This is a genomic window from Duncaniella freteri, assembly GCF_004766125.1.
In the GTDB taxonomy this organism is placed as follows: Bacteria; Bacteroidota; Bacteroidia; order Bacteroidales; family Muribaculaceae; genus Duncaniella; species Duncaniella freteri.
The window spans coordinates 749,036-774,820 of the sequence record NZ_SJSA01000001.1; the positions used below are offsets into that span (position 1 = coordinate 749,036).

At 47.3% G+C, this 25,785-nt stretch carries 18 protein-coding genes; 5 read left to right on the plus strand and 13 right to left on the minus strand.

From position 1 onward, the window contains the following. The first annotated feature begins 218 nt into the window (after positions 1-218). Positions 219-392, plus strand: a complete 174-nt coding sequence (locus EZ315_RS16300; protein ID WP_160658155.1) for a hypothetical protein — start codon at positions 219-221, stop codon at positions 390-392. A 108-nt stretch (positions 393-500) separates the two neighbouring features. Here EZ315_RS16300 and EZ315_RS03200 read toward each other — a convergent pair whose 3' ends face one another. After that, a complete protein-coding gene (locus tag EZ315_RS03200; protein WP_242452489.1) occupies positions 501-1,994 on the minus strand; it encodes a pectinesterase family protein in 1,494 nt (497 codons plus the stop codon). A 201-nt stretch (positions 1,995-2,195) separates the two neighbouring features. Between EZ315_RS03200 and EZ315_RS03205 the strand changes: the two genes are divergently transcribed. Together EZ315_RS03205 and EZ315_RS03210 are read left to right on the plus strand one after the other, a co-directional pair. Further along, positions 2,196-3,125, plus strand: a complete 930-nt coding sequence (locus EZ315_RS03205; RefSeq protein ID WP_135470555.1) for a DMT family transporter — start codon at positions 2,196-2,198, stop codon at positions 3,123-3,125. Positions 3,126-3,148: 23 nt separating this feature from the next. Continuing rightward, positions 3,149-6,421: a S41 family peptidase gene (locus tag EZ315_RS03210; RefSeq protein ID WP_135470557.1), complete on the plus strand. Its 3,273-nt coding sequence runs from the start codon at positions 3,149-3,151 to the stop codon at positions 6,419-6,421. Positions 6,422-6,564: 143 nt separating this feature from the next. Here the strand turns inward: EZ315_RS03210 and EZ315_RS03215 are convergent, their stop codons facing one another. From EZ315_RS03215 to EZ315_RS03235, 5 genes are all read right to left on the minus strand, one after another. Next, the gene (locus EZ315_RS03215) at positions 6,565-8,025 is read right to left on the minus strand and encodes a sensor histidine kinase (RefSeq protein WP_135470559.1); all 1,461 of its coding nucleotides are present in this window, start codon (positions 8,023-8,025) and stop codon (positions 6,565-6,567) included. Continuing rightward, entirely contained in the window at positions 8,003-8,731 is a 729-nt protein-coding gene (locus EZ315_RS03220) for a response regulator transcription factor (RefSeq protein ID WP_135470561.1), read from the minus strand. The genes EZ315_RS03215 and EZ315_RS03220 overlap by 23 nt, the downstream gene beginning before the upstream one ends. A 786-nt stretch (positions 8,732-9,517) precedes the next feature. After that, positions 9,518-10,459, minus strand: coding sequence for a hypothetical protein (locus EZ315_RS03225; RefSeq protein WP_135470563.1), 942 nt, complete (start codon positions 10,457-10,459; stop codon positions 9,518-9,520). Between the two features lie 192 nt (positions 10,460-10,651). Further along, entirely contained in the window at positions 10,652-13,216 is a 2,565-nt protein-coding gene (xyl3A, locus tag EZ315_RS03230; RefSeq protein ID WP_135470565.1) for a xylan 1,4-beta-xylosidase, read from the minus strand. Between the two features lie 80 nt (positions 13,217-13,296). Next, positions 13,297-14,523: a transposase gene (locus tag EZ315_RS03235; RefSeq protein ID WP_135470567.1), complete on the minus strand. Its 1,227-nt coding sequence runs from the start codon at positions 14,521-14,523 to the stop codon at positions 13,297-13,299. Positions 14,524-15,057: 534 nt separating this feature from the next. Between EZ315_RS03235 and EZ315_RS03240 the strand changes: the two genes are divergently transcribed. Next, complete coding sequence (locus tag EZ315_RS03240) at positions 15,058-15,423, plus strand: hypothetical protein (protein WP_135470569.1); 366 nt, start codon at positions 15,058-15,060, stop codon at positions 15,421-15,423. A gap of 118 nt (positions 15,424-15,541) precedes the next feature. On the opposite strand, the gene EZ315_RS03245 is transcribed toward EZ315_RS03240, so the two are convergent. Further along, entirely contained in the window at positions 15,542-16,633 is a 1,092-nt protein-coding gene (locus EZ315_RS03245; protein ID WP_135470571.1) for a DUF4831 family protein, read from the minus strand. Positions 16,634-16,672: 39 nt separating this feature from the next. Beyond that, positions 16,673-18,187 (minus strand): NAD(P)H-hydrate dehydratase, encoded by a 1,515-nt coding sequence (locus tag EZ315_RS03250; RefSeq protein ID WP_135470573.1) that lies wholly within the window; start codon positions 18,185-18,187, stop codon positions 16,673-16,675. A gap of 125 nt (positions 18,188-18,312) precedes the next feature. Here EZ315_RS03250 and EZ315_RS03255 point away from each other — a divergent pair, with 125 nt between their 5' ends. Continuing rightward, entirely contained in the window at positions 18,313-19,167 is an 855-nt protein-coding gene (locus EZ315_RS03255) for a glycosyltransferase family 2 protein (RefSeq protein WP_135470575.1), read from the plus strand. Here the strand turns inward: EZ315_RS03255 and EZ315_RS03260 are convergent. The 5 genes from EZ315_RS03260 to EZ315_RS03280 all read right to left on the minus strand — a co-directional run bounded on the left by EZ315_RS03260 (position 19,144) and on the right by EZ315_RS03280 (position 25,768). After that, positions 19,144-20,055, minus strand: a complete 912-nt coding sequence (locus tag EZ315_RS03260; RefSeq protein ID WP_135470577.1) for a glycosyltransferase family 2 protein — start codon at positions 20,053-20,055, stop codon at positions 19,144-19,146. The two genes, EZ315_RS03255 and EZ315_RS03260, sit on opposite strands and share 24 nt — an antisense overlap. Before the next feature lie 20 nt (positions 20,056-20,075). Further along, positions 20,076-20,795: a lipocalin-like domain-containing protein gene (locus tag EZ315_RS03265; protein WP_170957446.1), complete on the minus strand. Its 720-nt coding sequence runs from the start codon at positions 20,793-20,795 to the stop codon at positions 20,076-20,078. Between the two features lie 38 nt (positions 20,796-20,833). Beyond that, positions 20,834-23,353 carry a DUF4493 domain-containing protein gene (locus EZ315_RS03270; protein WP_170957447.1) on the minus strand — a complete coding sequence of 840 codons (2,520 nt, stop codon included), beginning with the start codon at positions 23,351-23,353 and terminating at the stop codon, positions 20,834-20,836. 64 nt (positions 23,354-23,417) lie between these two features. Then, positions 23,418-24,233 carry a glutamate racemase gene (gene murI / locus EZ315_RS03275; RefSeq protein WP_135470582.1) on the minus strand — a complete coding sequence of 272 codons (816 nt, stop codon included), beginning with the start codon at positions 24,231-24,233 and terminating at the stop codon, positions 23,418-23,420. Positions 24,234-24,328: 95 nt separating this feature from the next. After that, complete coding sequence (locus EZ315_RS03280) at positions 24,329-25,768, minus strand: NADH-quinone oxidoreductase subunit N (protein ID WP_135470584.1); 1,440 nt, start codon at positions 25,766-25,768, stop codon at positions 24,329-24,331. Positions 25,769-25,785: the final 17 nt, after the last annotated feature.

The following is a 25,785-nucleotide window of genomic DNA, read 5'->3' on the forward strand; positions in this document are numbered from 1 at the left end:
TTATTACTTTTTGCAAGTTAAAAACTTGCAAAACATTTATTTTATCATTATCTTTGCGATTATAATTACATATTTTTGAAACACTAAATCTAACAAAACATTTTTTTGACAACAAATGTTAAACCTGCATTTTCTATGAACATTATATCATAGCAGATTGTTAAACATTAACCAACCGTAAATACAGCTTTCTTTCTTACTTTTTAAACAGAACCTACATGGAAACTTTATTTTTTGATTATTCAAGTTATGGGCTTCCTATATCGCTGCCCACACCCGACAACTCCTCCAGCAACAAGTCGGCTACACATGAATACATGGCAGACTGGACTCCCAATCAGGAACCTGTAGCTCCCCGGCAAGCCAACCCATATCTCGCCGATTGGAAATGAACTGAAAAAACTGACATTAACAGATACAAAACGAATGCAGGATTGCTTGTAGCAGCAATCCTGCATTCGTTTTGCACCTCCTCAGAGAGTTACGACGGCTTCTTCATATCATTTCCATCCGAGCACCCAACGCGGATTACGATAGGCACGTATCACGGCAGAATCAGCCGGAAGGCTCAACTGGCGTGACCCGGAAGCACGACGGCTCACATCAGCCGGTTTTCCATCAGAAAGATTGGTGGAATTGTACTCCCAATAGCGTACATAGTCGTATGGACCGCGCTCTAAGCCTCCCCACCCTTCAGGTGATATGCCCTGCAACCGGCAATCTATCAGCACCATTTCACAATGCGGATATGTACCGTTGGTGCGTGCAAGGCAAGGCAGGTGTCCATCTTCGCCGATAAATGTACAGTCGACAAATACATTGCCGTGGTTAGCAGAGCCATTGCGTATCCACGCAAACGGCCCGCGAGATGTGAGAGTACATCCTTTGAAAAATGCCGGACCACGGCCTAACACGGTGTCACCGCCCCCCTCGATGCGACAATTCTCAAAATAGGTAGATCCGTTGACCTGTAAGGCATCTCCGTCACCGATGATGGTGACATCCTTTACAGTGTTGCGTTCCCCCATAAGCAGAAGCCCCTCAGCCTGACCTCGGCAAGTGGTCGCGACCGTAAAATTCTTAAGTATCATATCGGTGCAATTATCAGCCATGAATGGAGCACGGCGTGAAGGGAATGTACCGGACCATTCATTGGTGGAAACATCATCGGGATGAGGATTGAACACCTCATTGTTAGGATAATGTATATACACACCTTCACGGGATTCACCTTCTATAGTTACACCGCGTTTATTCCGGAAATACACCAACTCTTCATAATCTCCATTCCGTACATACACACGATAAGGCTCCTGATTATTATCCGGAATAAAGTCCATTGCCCCCTGCACTGTATTGAAATCACCAGAACCGTCGGCAGCAACGATGATATCACGCTGTTCAGACGATGGAGACGCAGGCTTGGTGGAGAATCGCCATCCGTCACTTTTCAATATCCCTCTGAACTTTCCATCCGCACTCTTTACAACACCGGGATCTATTGTGACATAATATTCCCTACCGTATTGAAGCAGATTATTGTGCGGATATATCTCAGCCTTATTTCCTGTGACTATCACAGGATAGAAATGAAAACCGTCGGTAAATCCACCTATAATGTTCAACTGATAACATCCGGCAGCCCGGGCTGCCGACCCTGAAGGAGTGCCAGGCTCCGTATCGGCATTTGTGCGACGCGGACCGTCGTAAAGATAAGGAGTAAGTGTATATGGCGGTTTTGGAAGCTTGGTTGACTCGGTTGGTCCGGCAGGAATGGAAAGGTCAAGCGAATCGACCACTGCTCCTGTAGCGGCATCGTGAATACGAACTACACCTGCATCACCCACCGATGGTGGCATATCAAAAATCATTGACAGACGTGTGTCGATATTGACATTCGTTGCTCCTGGAGCCGGGATAAGCTTTACACCCGATGCACCAAACATAACAAGAGGACACAGCATAAGAAAAATGGCTGACTTAAATTTTTTCATGGTTACAGATATCTGATTTTTACGGTTGCTGAATCAATACATTTTCGAATTACAAAATTAAGTTTTTCCTATGGAAAACAATCACTATCCCCGCTCTTTTATCTATTTTGACTTTTGAAAAATATATTGTACATTTGCAATAAGTTTATTCAATCATCAACCAACCGCTAAATAATACCGGTTAAAACACGTTCTCATTTTATGGAAACAACACGCGTTTCCGCAAAGAGCAATCTTTGGATCTATCACATCTTCGCCTGCCTTTCTGTCACGGCATGGGGACTGTCTTTCATCTCCACACGAGTATTGCTCGACAACGGGCTTCATCCCATCGAAATCTACATCTACCGCTCTACCATCGCGTACATCGCTCTGCTCAGCATTTGCCACAAGCGTCTGATCGCCAACAATCTTAAAGACGAGTTGCTCTTCGTCCTATGCGGTATAGTTGCCGGCTCGGTCTATTTCATAGCCGAAAATGTCGCGCTTGAATATACCCTTGTGAGCAATGTGTCGCTCATCACCTCTCTGCCTCCGCTGCTCACAGTGTTGCTTGTGGGGATAGTCTATAAATCCGACCGTCCGGGCAAAGGTGCTTACATAGGATCGACAATAGCATTCATAGGTGTCGGGCTGGTGATATTCAACAGCAGTTTCAACATGAGCATCAATCCGTTGGGCGACTTACTTGCACTGCTCGCAGCCTTCTGTTGGGCCATATACGGACTCTTACTCAAACCGCTCAATGCCCACTACGATGCAAAATTCATAACACGCAAAGTATTCTTCTATGGTGTTCTCACCGCTCTGCCATTCCTGTCTATCGAAGCTGAGATAGCCCCTTTTGAGATACTGTTGCGCCCTACTGTCATCTACAATCTTCTGTTTCTCGGGCTCATATGCTCACTTGGCGCATTCCTCCTATGGGCATACACCGTAATTAAGATCGGAGCAGTCACAGCCTCCAACTACTTATATTTCCAGCCTATAATCACACTCATATTCTCAGTGCTCATCCTCAGCGAGCCCCTGACAATAATAGGGTGCGCAGGCTGTGCACTTATCCTTGCAGGAGTATGGCTTTCTGACTACCTGCAAAGACTGAGCTGGAAAGGGGGCCATAGACCTTAACGACATCATAAACCAATCGATAAATGAAAAAATTAGTATCATCAATCCTCTTCGCAGCCGCAACAATGACAGTCACAGCTGCCACTCCTTTGTGGCTGAGGGATGTACAGATCTCTCCTGACGGAAAGACCATTGCGTTCACCTACAAGGGCGACATCTTTACTGTGCCAGCCGCCGGCGGAGAAGCCAAGCGGCTCACCACTGCTGAATCATACGAATCTGTTCCGGTATGGTCACCCGACGGAAAGTCAATTGCATTTGCAAGCGACCGAAACGGAGGACAGGACATATACATAATGGAAGCCAAAGGTGGACCGGCGTGTCAGTTGACATTCCACTCTGTCTCCGAGATCCCTCAGGGATTCACCCCCGACGGAAAATATGTAGTATACTCCGCCAACATTCAGGCTCCGGCCGCAAGCCTCATATACCCAAGCTCACGCATGGGTCAGCTCTATAAAGTCCCAGCTGAAGGTGGCCGTCCGCAACAGATACTCGGAACGCCTGCACTCAGCATCAGCTATCTCCCTGACGGAGCTTCATTTCTTTATCAGGACGACAAAGGCACCGAAAACGAATGGCGCAAACACCACACATCCTCAGTGACACGTGACATATGGCGTTACGATGCCAAGACAGGCAGCCACACCAACCTGACTGCTCGTGGCGGTGAGGACCGCAATCCGGTTATCGGCGGTGACGGAGAGACAGTATATTTCCTCAGCGAACGTAACGGAGGAAGTTTCAATGTATATTCCTTCCAGCTCTCTGACCCCTCCAAAGTGTCGGCAGTGACCAAATTCACCACCCATCCTGTGAGATTCCTCTCACGCGGAGCCAACGGCACACTTGCTTTCACCTATAACGGTGAAATCTACACCGTAAACGAAAAAGGTGGAAAGCCTGCCAAAGTTGCAATCGACATCGTGACTGATAATGTGGAACCAGTGATGCGCCGCAAGGCCGGATCACTCGCAGGAGCAGCTGTATCGCCTGACGGCAAGCAGGTTGCATTTGTGAGCCACGGCGACATATTCGTCACCTCCGTGGAATACCCCTCCACACGCCAGATCACCAAGACCCCTCAGGGAGAGAGCTATCCGTCATGGGGTGCCGACAACCGTACTCTCTACTACACATCAGACCGTGACGGACATAAAAACATCTATCGTGCCACCATCAGCCGTAAAGATGATCCTAATTTCTCTAATGCCACTCTTATAGAGGAAACACCTGTATTCCCTGCCAAAGACAACATTGATCGCCAGAACCCTCTCGTGTCACCCAACGGTGAGCTAATGGCATTCATCCAGGACGGCAACAAGATAGGGGTGACCAATCTTAAGACACGCAAGACCCGCCTTCTCACCAACGGCGAGACTTACACTGCCCGCGACGGAGGCATCACACTCGACTGGTCACCTGACAGCGAATGGCTCGCAGCGACAATCGATGTGCACCAGCGCGACCCATATTACGATATCGCCATCATCAATGTCAGCAATGGTGAGATGACAAACATCACCAACGATGCATATATCAACACCAATCCACGCTGGGTGATGAACGGAAATGCCATAATATTCTCAAGCGACCGTTACGGCATGAAGAACCATGCTTCGTGGGGCAGCACCGAAGATGTGCTCATGGTATTCACCAACCGTGAGGCATATGACCGATACCGCCTTTCCGACGAGGACTTCGCTCTTCTCAAGGAAGTAGAGAAGTCACAGAAGAACAACAAATCATCCGCATCAAAGGATGATAAGAAGAAGGACAAAAAGAAAGATAAAAAGGATTCCAAAAAAGATGACGCCAAGAAGGATGATACAAAACCTGCTGATGCCGTCAATGTGGAACTCGACGGAATATGCGACCGAATAGTGCGCCTTACCCCATTCTCATCAAGCCTCGGCGACAACTATGTAGACAATGACGGAGAGAACCTATACTTCATGTCGCGCGTCGACAACGGCTATGACATGTGGAAAAAGAATCTCCGCAAAGGCGATGTATCCCTATTCAAGAAAATGGGATCAGGAGGAGTGGCACTCCAGGCAGATGCCGCCGGTAAAAACCTGTTCCTACTTGGCTCCACACTCCGCAAGATGTCACTGCCCGGAGGCAACATGACCACCATATCATTCAACGCAACACAGGAAATCGATCCTGTCAAGGAACGTGAATACATGTATGATTTCATCGTTGATCAGGAAGCAAAACGTTTCCTTGTCAAAGACATGTTCGGTGTCGACTGGAAGGGCTACGGCGAAAACTACCGCAAATTCCTACCGCACATCAACAATAATTATGACTTCTCGGAGCTTGCAAGCGAGCTTCTGGGAGAACTAAATGTGAGCCACACAGGTAGCGGATACCGTGCAAACGGCAGCCAGGAACCCACCGCATCCCTCGGACTTCTCTACGATCTCACCTACACCGGCAACGGACTAAAGGTGTCGGAAATACTCAAGAAAGGACCTTTCGACCGCGCTAACTCACGCATGACTCCAGGTGCAGTAATCACTGCTATCGACGGCGAATCGCTCAACGGCAATACTGACCCGCTTACGACACTCAACTCACGCGTTCGCACCAAGACTCTTATATCCTTTACCCTCCCCTCAGGCGAAAAGGTCGAGGAAGTGATCCTACCCACCAACTACAGCGCATACAACACCATGCTCTATGATCGCTGGCTGGAGCGTAATCGCCATATTGTCGACTCCATATCCGGAGGACGACTCGGATATGTGCATCTCGAATCCATGAACGATGAATCCTACAGAGCCATATATGCCGACGTTCTCGGCAAGTATGCCGACCGTGAAGGCATAATCATCGACACCCGATTCAACGGTGGAGGACGCCTGCACGAAGACATCGAAGTGCTCTTCAGCGGAAAGAAGTATCTCACACAGGAAATTCGTGGCGTGAAGAGCGGCGAAATGCCCTCCAAGCGTTGGCTCCGTCCATCAATAATGATCACCGGTGAAGCAAACTACTCCAACGCCCACGGCACACCTTGGATGTACAAGCACAACAAGCTGGGCAAGATTGTGGGAATGCCCGTACCCGGCACCATGAGCTCAGTCAACTGGGTAACCCTCCAGGACCCGAGCCTATATTTCGGCATCCCTGTAGTCGGCTTCCGCACAGCAGAAGGAAACTTCCTTGAGAACACTCAGCTCGAACCCGACATCAAGGTGGCAAACGATCCAGCAAAGATTGTCAAAGGCATTGACGACCAACTTATCACAGCTGTCAAGACGCTCCTTAACGACCTGAAGAAATAATCTCGACAAGAGATAAATACAAGAAGAACAGGAGGTCTGTTATAAAAGATCTTTGGAAATATCATTCCTGAGACGCTTTTACAGAACAGACCTCCTGTTCTTCTTATATCTCAACCGGTTCGGTTCTTACATATAATGTCCGACTAATTCTCTCCAGTCCATTTTGGAAGAGAGAAGATGAATTCCAGCCCTCCGGTAGAACGGTTGTGAACCGAGATGGTACCACCGAGAGTGATTACCGTGCTGCGCACGATCGGAAGCCCGAGCCCTGTGCCTCCCTGCTTGCGCGAACGACCGTTGTCAACACGATAGAAACGTTCAAACAGATGAGGTATATGCTCCTCTGGCACTCCCATACCATTGTCAAAGAAAGCAAACATATAGAAGCGATCGCTCTCCGATATCAGCTTTAGGCATATCTTGGTACCGTTGGAATACATTGAGGCATTGCGTATAAGACCGCATATCATGCCATTGAGAAGACCATAGTTACCAGACACATAGCAATCCAGAGGAATGTCAAAAGAGAACTGCATCTCCCCTGCAAGATTATTGGCACCCATATCATAATCAATCTGATATACGAGATCATACATATCTACCTTACTCAAGGCTATCTTGTCAGTGCCGTTCTCAAGACGAGTCATGGTCGATACATCATTGAGAAGATTGGTCAGACGGTCGATATTGCTCAGCATGCGTTCGAGGAAGCGGGTACGAGTCTCGGCATCCATGTCAGGATCTCCGAGAATCGATTCAAGATACCCTCTTACAATACCCACCGGAGTCTTTATCTCGTGATTGATATTATTGGACATCTGACGTGTCACGCGCGCTTTCTCCTCTATAGCGTGAATTGCCACTTTGCGTTCACGCCGTATCTGATCCACGGCATTCTCTCGTTCCCGATACAGCGTGACTATCTCTCTCGATATGTCACCGAGTTCATTTTTTGGGAATTTATCAATGCCGGTAAAATGCCCTCCTGTCGCCGCCCTATAAGCAAAATCCTTAAGCAATGTGACACTTCGTGATAATCGCCTTGTAAAATAATATGACACAAATACGGTCATAAGTATACACGCCATCATCACCAACCATACCATCGAGTCGACATCCAGCGCATCACTCACCTCCGCATCAAACGGCAGAGCAGAAAGCACCTCAACATAACCGTCACTGCTCCTGGAAGTCGCAAGGAAGTATACAGCTCCTAAGGAGTCGCTTACAACCTTGCGCTCATCATCACCTGTGGATATGTAGTCGACTACAGTAAACGACTCCGTATCGAAAGGAAGAGGTGTACCCAAAGAGTATCTGAGTCTACCGTCATTCTGATACACGGATATGCGCACATCCTCGTAGGCAGAACCCTCGAAATAGGATGCAAGAAATGAGTTCAACGGTCTGACATCCTGATCAGAGTTGTAAGCCTTGAGCACGCGACGGTTGATAAGGTCGAGCTGCATGGTGAGCATCTCGGCACGATACTCCGCCTCTCGCTTATATTGATACCATATTATCAGGCCAAAGACTATGCAAAGGCACAGGGCAATCGGCAGAAACAACTGCCAGTGATAGTTAATCCTTCTCCTTGAAGCCATATCCGAATCCCAGGCGGGTCTCGATATTATTGCCGTAAGCTCCTATCTTTTTACGTAGGCGTGTGATATTAGTATCAATTGTGCGTGTAGTGACCACCACATCGTCATCCCATACCCTACGTATTATCTCTTCACGCGAATAAATGCGGTTGCGATGGGTAAGGAAAAAACTCAATATCTCGAATTCGGTTTTAGTCAATGGCACAAGAGATCCATCGATATAGCAAGTCTTATCGTTAGGATCTATGCAGAGAGTCTGATATTCGATGCGACTCTCCATTGGGTCCTGATCCGATACAGAGACAGCATTAGCAGCCTGCACAGCCTTGCGGGCAACAGCCGCACGACGCAACACAGCGTTTACCCTTGCTATCATTTCGCTCATCTTGAACGGCTTGGTAATATAATCGTCCGCACCGATGTTTAGCCCCATCACTGTATCATCCTCTCCGTTGAGCGCGGAACAGAATATTATGGGGACAATCTCTGTATTGTCACTGTTACGTAGCTGCTTGGCAAAATCAAATCCGCTAAGACGCTCCATCATAATATCTACGATAAATAGATCATATGGACGAAGATCCTTCTCCAAAGCTTCTTCCGCACTGTAGGCAACATCTACCTCGTAACCCTCCTTCAATAGATTGTATCTCAGAATCTCACAAATCGACTCCTCATCATCAATTACTAAAATGCGTGCATTCATACATTGTCTGTGTTTTGTATTTTATGCTAAATTACAATTTTTTTTTGCACAATAAGTTAACATGTGTTAAATCAGGCTATGCTGTGAACTTTTACACATCTCAATAGTTATAATGATGTAGTTACTATTATTTGCACTGTGTTTTCATGGTATTAGATTTAAGGTTAAGAACCATGGGGCTGTCGAGATGACAGCCCCATGGTTTCTTTTATCCCTCCCCATTATACACTCTTGATATGTTAAAATATTGACCACAATGTAACCGTAACCATATTGTGCTATAGTTGTAACACCAATGTAACACAATCACTGTATCTTTGTGATGTTGAAAACAAAAGTCCGATAAAGGGCTTCAAGATATAGAAATCAATACCAAATCAAAGAAAAACCACGGTTGCAAAGAAATAGTTTTTTAGTAGATACTAAATCCAATTATTATCACATCTTATAGAGGACTGTCGAGTGACAGTCCTCTAATATTTTACCCTAAAAACGAGGTACCGTAATATTGCATCACTGCAATACCGGCACCTCGTACAGATGGGCTGGAACATTTCGGCTGACTGACACAAACAAGAACCATAACGACATCAAAAACCCGGGCAAACCACAAAAACAAAAACTTCCTCCGGACAATCAAGCCATCAATGGAATATTCATAAAAAATGTCTGCCTCGGACAAAAGTGTTCTGAACTTGATGCATCCGACCAGAAAGTCGGATACCGCATATACATCCCTGCTAATGGGAGTTAGAATTGTCATACAGTCAGACTATTCTGTTCCACTCAAAGATAATGCCCCCTAATCGGGTGGTCTACCTTCTGCTCATCCGTTATCCTGTTTTTGCCAAGACGCGACACCTCCTGATATATATTGTCAAGGGTATCAGGAATAAGAATCTTAAGCCCTCCATATTCCCTCACTTTCTTTCGGATATATTCGGCATGGCGTGAACGTATGGCTTGCATTTCACCGTTCCACTTCTCCAAAGCATTGGTATAATCGGTGCGCACCTTCACTTTGGAGTCTGTGACAGCCTTTTCGCACTCATATTTCATAGAGTTCAGCTTTGCCTGAGCCTCGCGATACTGCTTTTGCAGATGAAAGTATACCGACTCTATCAATCCAGCATCCACTGATGGCTCATAGGAATATATAAGCGTATCGCGTCCGTCACCCTCCACTGAACGCGGATTCTGAGTGCGCCGTGCCAGATCGTCACGCGCATCTGCAAAATGTCCGCCAGGATGTATCTCTTTTCCGATCACGGCAGCAAGAGTCTCAAGCTCATAATAGCGGTTGCGTTCTTCAAGCGACAGACTTCCATAATACTCATCCTCAGTCAAAGCGGACTCCATTACTGGAACTTCAGGAATCTTTATGCCTTCAAGTTTGGCAAACTCTTCCAATGAAAGGTCCTCGGTCCTTCTCATAAGCCTGTCCTTTGCCTTTATCGCTTCCCTGAGCCACGCAATAAGCGACTTTGCCTCAGCCACACGGTGCATTATAGCTGACAAATTCTTCACATCGTCGGCATCAGCTCCATTACGCAGCACATTGACCGAACCGCTACCGATCAATGACACTTCTGTGGAATAGAACACCATTGCAGCAAGCCTGGCTTCAAGAGTGCGTATCATCTCTTTAGCCATATTCGCCACATGATTGGCTGATGTTGAGGTCAACCCTTTCCCCTCCGCGCTAAAAAATATCAAATCCTTATCCATAACATTCAAATTATAAAATTAGAACCTCTTTACAATACAAATGGTTGCAAACTATATTGAAAAATATGTACGTAAAGAATCACGGTGCAAAATAAACACTCCGGTGCGCAATCTATATGCGCACCGGAGTGAATAATAAACTTTTTATCCCCGACCTCGAATCTGTCAAATATCCGAGTATAATTGATAATATCAGATTTTAACCTTTATTTTCTTAAGATCCCTGTCAGCACTTGATGATCCAACCATAAGCTCATACTCTCCGGGAACAACACGCATCTCCTGTTCCTTCTCGTCCCAGTTCTCAAAAAGATGCTTCGGGAAATCGATCACCACATCACGGCTCTCTCCAGGAGCAAGTGTCACACGAGCATACCCTCTCAGCGTCTTGTTAGGTCCATCGGCATCCGCAGGACGACGCATATACACCTGCACGACCTCAGTTCCGGCTACTTTTCCGGTATTCTTTACACGCACCTTTATCTTATCGTTGGAGTATACAGGCCTTGAGATATCAAACCTGGTATAGCTCAGACCATATCCGAACTGATATAGCGGAGCCTCCCTCATATAGCGATAGGTACGTCCCTCCATAAGATAATCATCGAATGCAGGGAGCTGGCTGTCATTCTTATAGAAAGTGACAGGAAGCTTGCCTGAGGGATTGTAGTCACCGAATATCACATCGGCAATGGCATGTCCGCCCTGCTCCCCGGGATACCATGCCTGGAGGATTGCATCGCATACGTCATTCTCAGGAGTTAGAGCCACCGCGCTTCCGCTACAATTTACAAACACTATCTTCTTGCCGGCAGAATGAAGAGCCTTAAGGATCTCTCGCTGAGGCTCAGGAAGCTCTATAGATGTACGGTCGCCGTTGTCAAATCCAGGCTCGTTCACCTTAGCCTCCTCCCGTTCGTAAACAGGAGATATACCGCCTATAAATATCACAACCTCAGCATCCTTAGCCTTAGCCACAGCATCGGCAGGAGTCACATCGCGCGAACGCAGTATATCAAAGTTGAGCGTGGCATCGTCCTCAAGCTGCATATAGTCCACCTCAATGTAATATTTCTTACCTTTCTCAACGGCAAACTCACGGTCACGGAAATTCAGCGGATCAGTCTTCCAACGGTTGTGCACTGTGTCTCCGTTTATTATGATACGGAGACCGTCATCATTATTGTACACCATCCTGAGCATCTCGTCACGATCGGCAGTGTATGTGCCCTTGATGCGTGTGGTAAAATTAGTCAGATTGACTCCTGGCGCAAACGCCGTATTGCCGCCGTTGTCAAGACTGATTGCAGATGTGTATACCACCTCAACATCCGGCTGACCACTCATCCCGGTATTATTCCAATATGAGGCTTCCATGCCTTTCCCTTTAGAGCAGTGGAAATTGCCAAACACACTTTCCTGGTCGGTCATACGCGTGACGGCACAAGCACGTGCATAAGGAAGCTTACGACCTGTACGCGCATTCAAGCCTTCAAGAGCTGTGACCGTATGAGCAGGCTGACCATAATATATGCCCCACATCATAGTGGAATCCGCAGCATTGGGCCCCATCACCATAATATTCGCAGCATCGGGGGAGAGAGGCAGTATGCCGTTGTTCTTGAGCAACACCATCTGCTCGCGCGCCATCTTGCGGGCAAGCTCGCGATGCTTCACAGAGCCTACAACACTCATAGGGATTGAAGTCCACGGCACGATAGAATCAGGATCAAAATCGCCAAGCTCAAAACGACCTTTCAGAAGTCGCTTTACACACACATCAATATCCGACTCCTTGACATCGCCACGCTTCACGGCTCCGGGAAGATTCTTATACACACCTCCGCACTCCACATCGGTGCCACTGAGCACACCTAAAGCTGATGCAGCCTTAGCGTCTTTCGACACCTCATGGCGACCTTCACGATAAAAATCCCCTATGGCTCCGCAGTCACTAACCACGAGTCCGTCAAACCCCCAGTCATATCGCAGAATGGAATTGAGCAGCCTGTCAGACCCGCAACAAGGGGACCCCTCGAATCGCTGATAGGCACACATCACCTGCTGCACTTTGCCATTCTTGACAAGCATCCTGAATGCCGGTAGATATGTCTCCCAAAGCTCTCGGGCAGGAAGCCTTTCTATGTCAAAACTATGCCTGGTCTTTTCAGGTCCGCTATGAACTGCATAATGCTTTGCACAGGCATGAAGCTTGTAATATTTGCCGGTTCCGTCACCTTGCAGACCCTTCACAACACGCAGTCCCATGCGTCCGTTCATATATGGGTCCTCACCGTAGGTCTCCTGGCCGCGTCCCCATCGCGGATCGCGGAACACATTTATATTTGGAGTCCAGAATGACAGTCCTTTATACTTACCGTTCTTCCCCTCGCGACGCGCAAGGGTATTCTTTGCACGTGCCTCATCACTCACAGCCGTGAACACCTCTTCGATAAGATCATCGTCAAACGAAGCAGCCATTCCTATACAAGAAGGGAATACCGTGGCAAGACCGTTTCTGCCAACCCCATGAAGAGCCTCGCTCCACCAGTCAAACGAAGGGATGCCAAGACGTTCAATAGCCGGCGAACCATTCATCATCAACAATGATTTCTCCTCAAGAGTAAGCCGTTTGCACAGATCCTCCGCCCGCTCCTCAGCGGACAATTCATGATTCTGATAAGGAAGAAGTTGCGCCGATACAAAAGACGGAAAACCGGCAAGCACAATTGCAACTAAAAAATGCTTTATTTTCATGGATTTATAGTAAAAAAAGGTATAAATTTCAGGTATCTTTATACAATGATTCGGTAAAATTTGAGGTTGTTCAGCCTTGGCTAAGCCGCTAACTGAGCCAACCGATGATTTATCTTCTTAATTATTTTGAGATGCGGAGATTTTCCGCAAGTCGAAATAATTGTTGAGGCGAGATAAGATTCAAACATAAGCCGTTTGAACTGCGCTACCGAAAGATCCGGATAATCCTTCCTTATGACCTCTTTGCAGACATTGAGGGCTGTGAAGGAAAGATTGAACGCAAAGTCAAGCCGCTCCCTGTCGCGGGTCTGCTGTGACTGAAGTCCGGTAAACTGCTTGGCATCGCGTATACCGAACTCAATCTGAAAGCGGGTGCGGTAGAAACCGATGATCTTTTCAGGCCTCATGTCGGTGTCGGTAGAGAAGTAAAGAAGAGTCTCTGCGTTTTCAACCGGACAGACCACGATACGGATGTCGCGTTTCAATGCCCTCGAATGTACGACCGCCGTGTGACATCGGGTTTTGTTTCCTTTGGAATCCTCATATATGAATGAAGTGAACACGGACATGTCAAGGTTGGAGAAATCCACTTTCTCTCCATACTTTTTCTTTCTGCCGCGTCTTCGCGGGGCGGAGGAATCCGGTATGGCCAGATACCTCAGATATGAGTTGGCACGTAATCTTCCGACAAATCGAAATCCCATGCCAATCACTTCATTTACAAACTCATATTTAGAGAAAAAGGCATCGGCAACCAGAATATCCGTCAGTGAGAGCAGCTCTGTCGCCTTTGACCTTACAAGTGCCACATACCAGTCAAGCATTGACATTTGTTTCTCAGATTCAAGAGTCCTGAAGTTCGGTGACTGGACAGCACCGAGCATCACGCATGTATGTTTACTCAGACTTATTGCCCCGATCGCCATTATCTCCAGACCGCGTTTGACACGTTGTGCCACCCCTGACCAGAAACGGCCTATGCCATACGTCAGTCTGCCTGCTTTTGAGATGAACGACGGATCGATTGCCACTGCCATGTCATCGGCCGGCCCAAAACAATCCTGCGCCATACCTATGTTGACTTTCATCCAGTCTACGGATGTCTTGAAATTGGAAGCAAAGGTCTTGGCTGTACGACCGCCATAGCGCGACAGCCGGGTAAAATTGACTTTGCCCGGAATCAACGCTACAGTGCGTATTGTTAAAATCAGCCAGTTGAGGAACCTTTTGCTCATCTTGGTTGTAGTATTTTCAAATACCGACTTACACCGAAAGGTGAAGTCTTTGAGAATCGCCAATACGTTCATACGCTAAGATTTTTATAATGAACGCTTTGGCGATTCATTTGTATTTGACAATTCGATATATTAACTTAAGTTTCAACTACTTCGGTAATTTTTACCGAATCATTGTTTATACAAAGATAGCAAATTAACATTACAAATGCAAATAATTAATAGCAAAGACGTTATATACTCTTTCAATAACCATAAATCATTTACTGTTAAAAATACAATAAGCATATCCTGATTATCAGGTATGTTATTCAATGCTCAATGTTAAGAATCACTCAAAATAAATTAGCATCCACTTGCATTGCTCAACATTTTTTAATATATTTGCGTATAGTATCATAAAACCTTAAATCATTTCAATCAATCTTAACGTTATGGAAAAATATGACTGCAAAAATCACATTTCAAACGACTGACCCTAATGGGGGATGGTGCAGCTGGATAGCAAATTAAATCTATAATAACCTCTAAACAATTTTTATTCACATTATTATGAAAAATTTCTTTAACCTTGCATTTGTGCTTATTAGTGCCATTTTTTCCTTGATGCTGACAATTGGATGCTCCAACTCTGAATCGCCAAAAGCAACAGAGTATGAACTTATTGAAGTCGAGGATCCCAACCATGAAGAATTAGAAGAGTCACTAAAGAATCTCCCTGAAGAAAAGCGAGAGGAATTGAAACTGCGACGCAATATAAACCTGATATTGATAAAATATGTAAAACTTGAAGGTCGCCGTTACCGTCTTGACATATCGGAAGAAGAAGCCGGGAAATTAGGCATTTCACCCGAGTGGCTTGAGATAGCCAAAAATGAAATAGAGGATGCGAATAAAAACATTGCAAAGATGGATGCCGACGGACAGGTACTTGAACTGCCCGACCCTCAGGAACTTTTCAAGAATAAATAGTTATTCATAGCTCCCATATACCTGGAATAAAAATCCGAGAAGCCTTTTGCTGACAAGACTTCTCGGATTATATCGTTTTTATTTGAGAGGGAGTAATGCTCCTCTATCCACACACAGTCTATTTATTGATTGTGCCGAGCTCCCGGATAGCTCCGGTAAGAGGATTGAAATGCAGATAAGAAGGTGATTTGCGCGATGTGAAGAGTGACGGATCGAGACCGAACACCACACCATATTGCGCCACATCGTATGTTCCGCCGACAAGAGTCTTGCCGTCAAAGCTCACACTTACAAGACCTGTCCCAGGAATACGGTAAGCAACCCCGCCTTTAGGGAATGATTTGGTCATACCCTTGTCATTTACCGGAAGTGCGCCACGAGTCTGCGGAGACACGGTAACATATATCGGTGAGCCCGAAAGATCGTCGGGGGCAACAAGTCCGTCGACCATCGACAGACGCGCAAGAACTCTACGCTCAGGCGCACCCTCGGCAGGAATATCTACATTATATGTACGCACCTCTGTAGAGGTCTGCACCGTGCCGAGAAACATAGCAGTCAAAGCCTCCTCCTGTGATGCGATCTGATCAAGGGCAAGTTTCATGGCTGCACCATCGGACGGCATGGCATCAGCCTGTCCGGAAATTATCTCACTGCGCATATTGCGAAGCTCATATATCTTGGCGGCGGCAAGTTCGGCACGTTTTGCCGACGATTTACTCTGAATCATCTCAGGGGTCACTGCCTGGCGGGCTATAGGGAGCTGAAGGATTGTAGGACGAGCCTTCTTGGCTTCTGGCAGATTGACCACCGGACACGACCACCGGTAAGCCTCATCATTCAGTGATATAGGAAAATTGTCGTCACTCACCGTTACGAAAGCACCACTGCCGTTCTTGAGGGTGACAAGATAACGCTCCTGCTCATCAGGAAAAGCGGTCTGCTCTATGGCAGCCTCTGTGATACGCCAGCTTACCGAGGGGGCAAGTATAGGGTCGGCATTAAGATATTTCTTGGCATATTGATAAAACTCTCCTGGTGTTTTGACCGTCTTTTCAACTGCAATAGTCACATTGAATGCCGTAAGCGGAAGCGTATAGATAAGTCCGTATTCATTCGCTTTTGTGGCTGTAAGCTTGGAGGTATTCTGAGCCGACGCACCCAGCAGGGTCAATGCTCCGAGTGCAAACGCTATTATCTGCTTTTTCATTACGTTCTTGAAAGTATAGAATTTGAGGTAGAATGTTTTTTATTCCATTATTACTTTTATGGCACGTCCCACAGCATCGGCAATATCCATTCCGGTGGTTCCGTATTCACCATGAGTATCAGCGGCAATCTCTCCGGCAAGCCCATGGATATACACCCCTGCCACTGAGGCTGACTCCGGTTTGTACCCTTGTGCAAGCAACGAAGTTATGATACCGGTGAGCACATCTCCGCTACCGGCAGTTGCCATCGCAGGGGTTCCGGAAGAGTTGAAGAACACTTTGCCGTCGGGGCGCACTGTAGCTGTATAATGCCCTTTAAGGACTATAAGGATCTTATAGCGATGCGACACCTCTATAGCTTTGAGTAGCCTTCCCTCGGCAGAAGTCTGTGCGCCGAATATCCTGTCAAACTCCCCGGCGTGAGGTGTGAGTATCGAGCCCGGAGCTATATGATCAAGAAGCGACTGATTCTGCGCTATGGCATTCAGAGCGTCGGCATCAATCACAAGAGGACGTTTATAGCTCTTTATCAGTGTTTCTAAAGCTCCGCGTGTTGCATCGTTTGTGCCGATTCCCGGACCTACGCCGATAGCAGAGCAATTGAATCGGGCTGACATATCGGATATTACATAATCCTGACGGTCAGGAGAGAACAATGCTTCCGGAACCTGTCCCTGAAGAACCGGGAATGCCGCACGCGCACTATGCACAGTAAGCTTGCCGACACCGCTACGCAATGCCCCGCGTGCAGCCATGACCGCAGCACCGGTCATTCCGTAACATCCTGAAAACAGGAGAGCGTGACCATAATCGGCTTTTGACGAAAACGGCTTGCGGGATTTCAGCACGGCACTCACCTCATCGCGCTCAACATAGAAATACTTGGTGGGGGTATTCAGTATGGCACGTTCGCTCAGACCGATATCAATTACTTTCCACCGGCCCACAAGATCGGCATTATCACTGAGGAAAAATGCGAGACGAGGGAACTGAACGGCAATAGTGAGGTTGGCATGAACCACATTGCGCCCTATCACACGCGCATTCCAGTCGCCAAACATTCCCGAGGGCACATCTATGGATATGACTGTTGCCCCTGACTCGCTGATGACACGAGCAAGCATCATAAATCCACCTTCCAAAGGCTCCCTAAGCCCTGAGCCGAACAGACCGTCAACCACAAGATGCTCTGGAGTGAGCGTTGGAAGTTCGGCACGGTCAATGATCTCTACGAGCCCTTGATAGCCGGTAGCGAGAAGATCATGCTTCGCCTGACGGCAATCTCTTGACAAAGAATCTCCATGGAAGTTGAAAAGCAGTATGCGCGGATAGAACCCAGCCTCAAGCAACATACGACCTACCACAAGGGCATCCGCGCCATTATTGCCAGAACCGGCAAAAATCACCACGGGAGTCGAGGGGCTCCAATGTGCCACAATCTCACTCGTGACAGCCTCGGCGACACGGCGGATAAGCTCCTGAGAGCTCACCCCCTCCTCTTCGATGGTGACACGGTCGATCTTGCGTATATTTTCAGTGCTAAATATCTTCATACCTCAGCTATATTTCCCGGGATACACTTTATCCCACGCAAAAATACAAAACAATTCCGACACTCACTGCAAATAGCAATAAATTTGTACGAAAATCGTTATTTCCATGTATATCCCCAACAGAAATGGTCAGTGTCTCCATCGTCACATTCCATACCCCGCTCTCACAGCTCGAATGTTGCCTGAAGTCGCTCGACTCCCGGTGCGTATCACGCATATATATAATTGACAACTCCCGGAGCGACCATCTGCATAAATGGTGCTCAGACAAACCGAAAGTCACATATCTGCCAAACGACAACACCGGATACGGCGCAGGACATAACACAGCCATACGCCTTGAACTACCACTCCCGGGTGAATATCATCTGGTCATGAACAGCGATGTAGAATTCTTTCCGGAGATCATCAAGGATATCGAAAAATATATGGACTCACATCCCTCCACAGGAATGCTTCAGCCCAAAATGCTCGGCACAAACGGAGACAAACAGTACTCATGCCGCCGTCTCCCTACCCCTGCCGATGTGTTCATACGCCGGTTCTTTCCTGAAGGATGGTTCCGTGGCATACGTGAGCGTTATCTGCTCAAGCATCTCGACCAGGAGCGCACATGGAACATCCCTTATCATCAGGGCAGCTTTATGTTCATACGTAAAAAAGCTCTCATGGACACCGGAATCTTCGATGAGCGGTTCTTCATGTACCCCGAGGATATCGATCTCACACGCCGCATACACCGAAACTATCTCACAGTATATTGGCCTGGGGCAACCATAGTCCATCACCACGAAGCGGCATCGTACAAATCGCTCCGAATGCTCGGGATACATATCGTCAACATGATCCGATACTTCAACAAATGGGGATGGATACACGATCCGGAAAGGGACCTGTTCAACAATCAGATCGAGGGAAACATCACCTATACACAAGCCTCGAAACCAGAGCTAAAATTACCCCCCCAGGCAACTAACTAAAATACCAGCCTTATTTTTCAGGCGCACCTCAGGGTTCAGCAGGCTTGCGAAACGGTATCTTTTTATCACTTCCCAGCAACGCTTCTTCACTTCGGAATATCTTCCGTCCCTATCGTGAACCGACAGTAATCCGTACATGTTGAAATTAGCACTCAGCCTGCGGTCATGTGCGGCTGCGGACAGACCGGCATCATGCCTAAATCTCTCCTCGATCATCTCCACTACATTCAACACATCCAGGCGATCGGACGACATTGTGTTGACAAAGCTACCGGAATGATCCCTATAGAAGTAAACCGGGACATCAATCACTCTCACTTGTGATGCCCTGATCATAACATCACAATAGTACAAAAGGTCCTCATAACGGATATCCGCATGAAACATCACATCCCTGAAAACATCCGTTTTATACAGCTTGGCACAAGCCGAAGCCTGGATACCGGTCTGATAAAGCCCTTCTTTAAGAGCTTCGGCACCTGACACAACCCTATGCCTGACATTATTGACATTCCGTCTGGTATCATCAACCGTGTCTCCACGCTCACAACCTCCGCATATCACATCAGCACCTTCTGCTACATCAAGCATGGCTCTCAGAGCATAGGGATAAAGCATATCATCGCTGTCAAGAAAAGTGAACCATTCACCCTTGATGCAAGAGATAGCTGAATTCCTCGCCGAGGAGACACCTTTATTATCAGTTGACAGCACCCTTATCCTTCTGTCGAGAGCCGAATACTTTTGAGCTATTTCAAAAGTACAATCCGTGGAACCGTCATCGACAACAATAGCCTCCCAATCGTAAAACGACTGCGCAAGCACACTCTCAAGACATTCCCCGAGATATGCCTGCGCATTATATGCCGGTATGATTACCGATACCATTACGAGACTTTTTCGAGGGATCACCTCTTCGTGTCTGTAGCTTCGGCAGTCTTCTTAAGATCGAATCCCGCCGTCATACCATCATACTTATTAAGCAGTGCGGAAGCTCCTTTGAGTGTAGTGTTGCTTGATAGTGCACTGATCCTCTGCATCAATGTCATGAGCTTGGATATATCGAATGTCAGAGTCATATCATTCTTGCCATTGAGAGATATGAAAGCCTCCATTGATCCAATGTTTACTTTCTTGAATGCCTGGAAATGGAACAGATATGTCCCATTCTGTTCATTCCGCTCTATACGTCCGCTAAGGCTGGCTCGACCACCTTTGAATGTGAATGTCGAATCCGTATTGATGGTTACGACAAGAGAGGTCAGACCAGCTGTCTTATAGTAAGGCTCAAGTTTCTTCTCTATATTCGCTGCGGCTGCGGCACCTCCCGCTTTCAAAAGGAAATTATCACTCTTGAAGCTCACAGCGGGAGCATAGTATGACCAAGTGCCTGCAAGCTGCTCAATGCCAGCTTTGGAATTACCGATCCCAAGAGCTCCGGCTACTCCCGACAATATGTCACTAAGCCCGCCTTTCTTTGAGGAATCCCCCTCAGCAGAGCCTGATGTCGATTCGGATTGTCCCTGACCGAGACCTCGCAGCAGATCAGACAATGACTGTGCCGATACATCGTTAGATGAAAAAAGCACCGCAAACAACAGTGTGAAAATTGTGAAAATACGTTTCATAGAAATCAAAATAATATCATAAATTAAAATAAGGGGCATCAATAAGCCAAAGTGACATTATCGATCCACAGGCGTCCACCCACCGAGGAGGCTGTATGCGGATTAGATACAGTGACTACATCATGAGTCTCTTCAGCGATTGTCCCGATGTGGCTCGATGCAGAGAACATCACCTTGATACTTGATGCTTTGACCCCGAACATCGTATAGGTCAACGGCACACTGAATGCAGTGTAGCTTGATGCGAGCTCCAGTCTGGCTGTCCCGGAAGCTATGACCACCGTTTCACCGTCATGCTTTCCGAGCACCTCTACAATAGCAAGACCGCTGTCGGAACGGTCACCCTCACATGGGAAATAACGGTAGTAACCGTTAAGTGATGACGGACGAGAATTCCACGTTATGCCTTCAGTATATGTCTCTGTGACTGTAGCCGGATCATACCGATAATCTCCAAGAAACAGTTTGCCGGCTGCTTTATAGGCTATCTCAGGAACAATCGGGGAATAGTCAAGATACGGCTTGCCCACCTGAGTATAATCTGGTATAGGCTTACCGTTAGGATCAAAACCTACACACGACAGCTCCACGGCAAAACTTTGGCTGAACACCGGATCGCGAGTAAGCGACACCGACGGCTGCATATACCACGTGTTATGATTGGTCGATGACAATGCAAATGTCTTTGCATTGGTATTTGCCCAGTTCTTAGGCACCTCCTGCTCTATGTCTATAGAGTGTTGCCAGTTGAATATCTCTACTACTGTCTGGGAATAACGGCCTCCCGACTTAAGCCCCTTGTATCTGACACCCTCATCGCGGTCCTCAAAGTCATAGTTAGGAAGCTGTGGTGTGCCTTCAGTGGTGACAGTGACTTCGGGGGTGAATTCTATATCGTCCACGCCCGACATCATCGTAGCCTTGAATGTATACGAAGTGTTCGGTGAAAGCCCTATCACAGAGAAGATTCCCAAATCTTTAAGCTGAAGGTACAGGGGAGCTTCTTCACCATTGACATAGACTCGGGTCATGGAAGATATGGATTCGAGCATAGAGGGGTCTTCAGGTATCACTTTCACGCCTGCCATAGTGGCGAAAGCATCCACCTCAATTCGGAACGGAGGCATCTTACGCTGAATTTCCAATGTGGCACGCACCTCCTCACAATACAGGACCCTGACATCGACAGGTGTGCTTCCTGAAGGCACACCAAACGACAAAGAATACTCGTGAGCTCCGATAGGCTCAATGCTCACGTCTGTGATCTTGTCCCACTTGTCGGCGGCTGCATCGAATATTTCAACCTCCACATGATCCCTGAACCCCGACTCGTCACACCTGACATCAACACGAGCCTTGTCGACACCCATCGTGACAGGATATATCTTGCTCACTGATATCTCCACCGGCATAGAGCGCACATATAAGGTCACAGGCTGAGACGATTTCCCATCTGCACTCGTAGCTACAAGAGAGAATGCCGAAACCTCCGATTCGGAGGTCAGATACACCAACCGTCCGAGCAGCCTGGTGTAATCGACCGTTCCTCCTGAACGGTCAACATCGTAGACAAGACCGAGTTCCCGCAACAAGACATCCTGTCCGGAAGCAAGATTAAGCAGATCCACTTCCCCAGGAAATCCATCCTCACCCAAGGGTAAGGACAACACCGATAGCATGAGAGAGGTAAGCGGTACAGAGGATTCTACGGATACTGAATAAACTTCGGATGGAAGATTGCCTTCGGGAAGTTCCAGGATGTCGTCAGGATTCCAGGATGAGGTGAGGACCGGTCCGGAAGCATTTATAAATTCTTCAGTCAGTGTTACCGACCTGTCCCCCTCCACACCACTGACAGTCAACTCCGGGCCATCCTGTGTCTCTTCACAATCAACAGTCAGCTCATAGGTATTAGCGGCATCAGCCGATTGCAATGTATAGGCAGGAAATACAATCCGGCTCCCATCCGTGAGCTGCACATCGAGAGACAGCTCCGTCTTGCCCGGTTTCAAGCAAAGATACCTGTCTTCGTCTATAAGACAGGTGTGATACACGCCACCTATAGTATGCACAAGTGCCGATAATGAACGGAATGCCGACTTGGCAGCATCGGTATAGACCACTTTTACGAGCGAGTTTGCAAGCGACAATTTGACTACTGCCTGTGTGTCCTTATCCTTGACAACCTGTACTGTTTTCTCACCATAGAATGCCGGTGTGTCAAATCCCTCGATCATAGTGTCGCCACTCCTTGCCTCCAGGGAATAACTTCCGGCGAAATAATACTCACCCTGAGGGAAGTCGCCGATGTCTTCCCATGTATGGGAAGACCCTCCTACAGAAGAAAACAATGTGAGAGATACTGTCCCATCGGCAGGCAAATATCCTGTGTCAACAATCGAACCATCTTTACCGGCTATAACAGCTCTGCTGTCAGTCTCGACCGATATCGACAGACTGCCTGCGTCAACCGTACCCTGCAAAGAATCGGATGAGCAGGATTCCACACCGATACACAATAGTGCGGGAAGCAGACATTTATAGATGCGTTGAACCATTTTTACTGTTAGGATTGTCAAAGACGAGAATATTGAAGAGAGAGGAGACATGTCATATATTTTCCTACAATTCTATTCTGGTAGCCTTGACTGGCTCCTCCATGAATATACCGGCAAGATCAACAAATTTGTCAGGATTTTCAGTTGTCAGGTATGTGACAGTACCACCCGTTGTGCAACGCGACTCCATTTCGGGATGACGTTTCATATAATCGGCAAGGCTTGATGCCACAAGCGATCCCTGGGTAATAATCCTGGCTCTACCTGCCACACAAGCCTCGATCTTCTTGAGGAGCAAAGGATAATGTGTGCAGGCAAGGACTATAGTGTCAACCTCAGGCTCTTCGGAAAAGAGCTGTTCCACATACTTCTTAACAAAATAATCGGCCCCGGGAGAATCATATTCCTTATTCTCAACCAACGGCACCCACATGGGACATGCCACCGAGACAGTCCGGAACGCCGGAAGAAATTTGGCAATCTCGATCTCATAAGTCCCCGACGATACTGTACCAGGTGTGCCAAGGACTCCTATGTTACCGTTGCCACTCACCTTGTCGAGAGCTTCGACGGTGGGGATGATCACTCCGAGCACCCTTTTTTGAGGATCAATAGAAGGCAGATCCCTCTGCTGGATTGAACGCAACGCCTTAGCTGAAGCTGTGTTGCATGCAAGTATCACCATTTCGCAGCCCCGGGCAAAGAGATCCCTGACAGCCTGAAGTGTGAAATCATACACCACATCGAACGAACGCGTGCCATAGGGAGCCCTTGCATTATCACCAAGATATATATAATCATAATCCGGAAGAGCCTTGCGTATCTCCTTTAGGATGGTCAGACCTCCGTAACCAGAATCAAATATGCCTATTGCACCCATTTTAATATAAAGTTAAAATATAGTGGATATTGCAGTCTCCGGCAGTAGGGATGACACCCTAAAGCCGGAGACTGTTTTAGATATTTTTACAATTGTCAGCCAATTGTAAGAAGATAGTTGTAGAAATAGCTGATGATACCAAGACCTATGATACCTGCAACACATATCCACATGCCCAGACGTTCCGAACAAGCTGAACGGAATGTAGCGATAGGCTGTTCGCTATCGTTGATGAACATCGCCTTGACAACAAGGAGATAGTAGTACAACGATATGATAGTGTTGATCAACGCAATGAGCACGAGCACATAAAGTGCCACCGACTCGGTTCCGTTAAGGGCGGATGTGAACACAAAGAACTTGCTGAAGAATCCTGCAAACGGAGGAATACCTGCCAGAGAGAACATTGCAAGCATCATTGTGAACGCCAAGCGGGGATTGGCCCTGTATAGACCGTTGTAATCGGTCATCAGAAGCTTGCCGGAAGCATTCTCAATAGCACCGATCACACCGAATGCAGCAAGATTGGAGAACACATATACAAGCACATAGAACATCAAGGCTGAGACTCCCATGGCATTGTCACCTATCACAGCAAGCATGATATATCCTGCCTGCGAAATAGAAGAGAACGCGAGGAAACGCTTCATGTTGACCTGTCGCATTGCAAAGAGGTTACCAACGGTAATAGTCAGCACAATCAGAGCATACAGCATCCACTCCCATGCTGCGGAGTAAAGGGTGCCGAACACCTGGGTAAGCACCACAAGGAACGCAAACGCGGCAGAGCCTTTGGATATCACCGAGAGATATGAGGTTACCGATGTGGGTGCACCCTGATATACGTCGGCTGTCCAAAGATGGAACGGAACAAGTGATATCTTGAATCCGAAACCTGCCATGACAAACGCAAGTGCCACTACCATCATTACTCCCATATTGGAGCTACAGAAAAGGGCTATGTCCGCATAGTAGAGCGAACCTGTGAGTCCGTACACATAAGAAAGACCCATCAGAAGCACAGCCGAGGAGAACACCGCGGTAAGCACATACTTGATGGCTGCCTCATGGCTCTCATAACGGTTTTTATCGAAAGCGACAAGTGCACACAAGGGGAGCGAAGCTGTCTCAAGACCTATGATGAACATAAGGAAATGACGGCTAGATATCATGAAGTACATGCCTAAAAGCGTGAGGAGAATCAGTTCGTAGAACTCTCCCCGGCGCACAGATGTGAACTCGGAGTTCGCCCACTTTATAGACTGTATCATCACGATGACCACACCCACATTGAGAATGTTCTTGATTGCCACCATCACCGGAGATGACACATACATACCTGCAAATGCCACTGCATCCGCCTTGACGGTGGGACAGAAGCCCCATAGGGTAAGCACGAGCATCAGCACTGTGGAGATTACCGGAAGAGCCCCCTGCGACTTACGAGGTGCGAAAGTGTCGTAGAGGAATACTAACAGAAATACTATCAGCAGTCCGATCTCCTGCTTGAGGGCTAAAAACTGTGAATAATCCATTGCTTAATTCTTAGATA